This is a genomic window from Psychromonas sp. (assembly GCF_983033635.1).
Map to the genome: position 1 here is coordinate 1,275 of NZ_CEZLMY010000223.1, position 3,430 is coordinate 4,704.

General features: G+C 38.0%; 3 protein-coding genes. All 3 read left to right on the forward strand.

Annotation, left to right across the window (positions count from 1 at the left end; all coding sequences use genetic code 11):
- Nucleotides 1-26: 26 nt before the first annotated feature.
- The 3 genes from AC4GME_RS17335 (at nucleotide 27) to AC4GME_RS17345 (ending at nucleotide 3,365) form a co-directional block, all read left to right on the forward strand.
- Complete coding sequence (locus AC4GME_RS17335) at nucleotides 27-1,202, forward strand: NAD/NADP octopine/nopaline dehydrogenase family protein (RefSeq protein WP_490379888.1); 1,176 nt, start codon at nucleotides 27-29, stop codon at nucleotides 1,200-1,202.
- Between the two features lie 487 nt (nucleotides 1,203-1,689).
- A complete protein-coding gene (locus tag AC4GME_RS17340; RefSeq protein WP_490379889.1) occupies nucleotides 1,690-1,977 on the forward strand; it encodes a helix-turn-helix domain-containing protein in 288 nt (95 codons plus the stop codon).
- Between the two features lie 1,040 nt (nucleotides 1,978-3,017).
- Nucleotides 3,018-3,365 carry an Imm51 family immunity protein gene (locus tag AC4GME_RS17345; RefSeq protein ID WP_490378478.1) on the forward strand — a complete coding sequence of 116 codons (348 nt, stop codon included), beginning with the start codon at nucleotides 3,018-3,020 and terminating at the stop codon, nucleotides 3,363-3,365.
- The last annotated feature ends 65 nt before the right edge of the window (nucleotides 3,366-3,430 follow it).

Here is a 3,430-nt window from a genome sequence, read left to right on the forward strand (position 1 = left end):
ATCCAAAATATTAATAGGAAGAAAAAATGGAAATCACCATAATTGGATCTGGCAATGCTGGTTCTGCTTGTGCGTTTATGGCTGCTGAGGCAGGACATAAAGTTAGACTATTGAAGACTTCGAATCAGATTACTCATGATGAACATTTTGAAGCAATGGTCAGCAATAAAGGAATATATTGTATTGATAACACAAAAAAAGGACATTTTACAGACAGCGCGGATGATGCCGAAAAAACCTTCCAACCATTAGAATTGATTACTCGGGACCCTAAAGAAGCGATTGAGGGGGCGGATGTGGTCATGATTTTCATTCAAACCACATACCATCGGGCTTTAGCTGAAAGAATCGCAAAATATTTTCAAGATGAGCAGCTGGTTATCTTAATTCCTGGATATGCAGGTAGTATATTCTACAGCCAATTTTGCGATAATAGCCCAATCTTTGCCGAGGGTGAATCTACCCCGAATGACGCAAGAGTGGTTGAACCTGGCACCGTGAAAGTATTATTTAAAAATGTCAGAAATTCACTGGCATTTAATCCCGCCGCAAGAACGGAAGAGGGAATGGCCGTTGCATCCCGTTTGTTTCCTGCCTACAACATTGAAATGAATAGTGTTCGAAAAAATATATTCGAATCTGCATTGCATAATCCCAATATCATTGTTCACACAGTGGGACTGTATGTTATGTATCCAATGCTTGAGTATTGTGCAAAACATCACCCTGATGAAGTTCCATATATGTACAGAGACGCACTTTCAACTGAAATGGCATGGCTGATGATAGAAAAATTGGACGCGGAAAAAATGGCGGTTTTAAGTGCGCTAGGCTGTAAACCAATTCCTTATCTAGACGCGTGTTTATTCAGAAATGAAAAAGATCTGACGCAAGAGCCTCGAGAAGTTTTTGAAAGCTATAAAATCTCATCACCTCCAGGGCCTTATAGTTTCGATAATAGGTACATAACTGAGGATGTTCCTATGGGGCTGGTTTTATTATCATCATTAGGTGAAAAATTAGGTATTAACATGCCTGAGTGTAATCGTTTGGTCGAGATGTGCGGCGGCATTTTAGGAAGAGATTTTTATAAAGAAGGTAGAACGCTGGCTTCGCTAGGGTTAGATGAACTCACAAGGGAAGGTTTATTAGATTTTGTTGTGGGAAACATCGCGCCAACCAAAAAGCTAATTGCATCGTAACGAACTGGCATCCACACTGATTTTATCTTCCTCCTTGTTGATATAAGTGCATGGCTAAGCCAAGGCATACCCAGGTTTGCTTGGAGGCAACTTCATACTACCACCTTGTAAATCGGGTGGTTAAGAGGAGCTACCTGATGGGCGATGATAGTGTCATTAGTAGCTTCATATATGTATTTGAATAAAACGGTTAAAAAATATTTTACGTTAACAGGTGTAAATAAGTAATCGCCATTTAACAAGGCACTAAAATCGGACAAAAAACTGTAGTGGCTAAATCAAATTGGCCACGGATTTGTAAGATTTTTAAGTCGTAAAAGGGTACAAAACGCCTTAGGGATTCCAACTGTCAACATGCTTTATAATAATCAATTCACTTCGATATCTCATTTCTGGTTTACAAAATAACATTAAGATTTTTATCGGAATAATATTGAGTGTCCAGTCTTTTACCAAGACCTAAAAAAACGGGGACCAAAGCCTAAAAATGACAAGTAAACAAAGCAAAACAAAAACAAGTTATTACCGCAGGCTTCTCGTTGCTTATTTGATCGATACTGGCATCAATACGCCACCGCTAATTTTAGAAGCTACGGGGATGCCTAGACGCACTTTGCAAGACACAATTAAAGCCCTTGCGGAATTGGATATAGAGTGCGTGGATGCTGGCGGTACAATAAATAAAAGTTATTCAATAAAGTCATGGGGCGCTATCAACAGAGCTTGGATTAAAAATAACTTACAGCACGTCAAGGACGTTCTCGAGTCTTGTTGAGTTAATTAATATTTAGTGAAAGTAAATTTTTCATCAATGAAGTGGTCAAGTATATTTGCCACAAATTTGCGCCTTTGTAAGGCTCTTTGGGGGCGTTTGCGAGTTAGCTTTCTAAGTCGCAAAGGGAAACAAACCGACTTAGCTTTTTGTTTAAGTCGAGTATGATATTTCCTTTAATGTAATGATTTAAAAGAATAGTAAGGTATGGATGTCCTCCCTTTTATTCTTTCCATGCAGAAAACTCTAAGCTCTGCTGGCTGCTCTACTACTTTACATAGCGCATCGTAGGGATGATGTTTATGCTGCTGGTGGTCTTTTTGATTATGTGCAAAGCGGATTCAGGAATGGTTTATCCCTGAGTGATTAGCTTATTGATTACTATAGAGGGGGTTGCGTTTAACTTAAAGCGGCTATCGGCGAAATAGAACGAATAAAGGTTTGGCCGTTTAATATCTCGTGTTATAACAAGTTAATCAACTAGACTAAAAGTAGTGCCTGTTTAGGTATTGGTTTTAAATACAATCTACTTGATAGACGCTTAATATATTATTAACAATGTTAATGGAGAAATTTATGTCTAAAGGTCAAGATTCAAAAAAAACAGTTAAAAAGAAACCTGAAAAATCGTTGAAAGAAAAGCGCGAAGCGAAAAAGGAAAAAAAAGCGGGTAGGTAATTGATGCGCTGCTTAATAATAGATACTCAGTGTTAACAAAACCCTTAAAGCATTTAAGTTTGGCAGTCACTTGCCAAAATCATTTATATCTTCCTAACTATATTACTAAGCCGGTTTGCAATGCAAAGCGGCTTAGGTATTTCAGCTCTCTAATCTAGAAATAGTTAATCTCACTCTAGGGCTTAATCCCCGTTCACAAATATGATAAATACCTGAGCTGCAATGCGCTTTATTACCTGTGAAAGGAAAAAGCATGATGCAATCGCCATTTAAAAAAAACGCTGAGAGTAGGATGAACCCTAGTTTAAATTCTTGCTAAAACAGGGATTTATTTGTTTATATGATCCTTACATCAGAGAGATATTATGAAGCAAGCAAACGTTTACCAACCTTTTTTGTTTTCAAGTTTCCAACGCAGACATAGCCTTACGTTAAGTGATTTAAAATGGAAAGCCTTTGAACAGCATGATTTTTTAGGGGATGGTGAAGACTGGGCTCTGCTACTGGAAAATATGCTTTCAGAAAAGAACCCTGCGTTACTGGAAAAACTCACCTTTGGTGATGAGACTCTGATGTTTTGTATTCGCAGCGCAGATAAAGATGCATTGCATGAAATAGCAGAAATGGTCTTTGCATTTTATGATGATGAGGCTTTATTAGATGCCTGCATCACCCGTTACGCTCAATATGAATTTGAGCCTGAGTTAGTTTGATTATAATTGTAACCTATTGGTTCGCCCCTAGATTTGTAGACAACTCATATTATATCGGGGGCGAA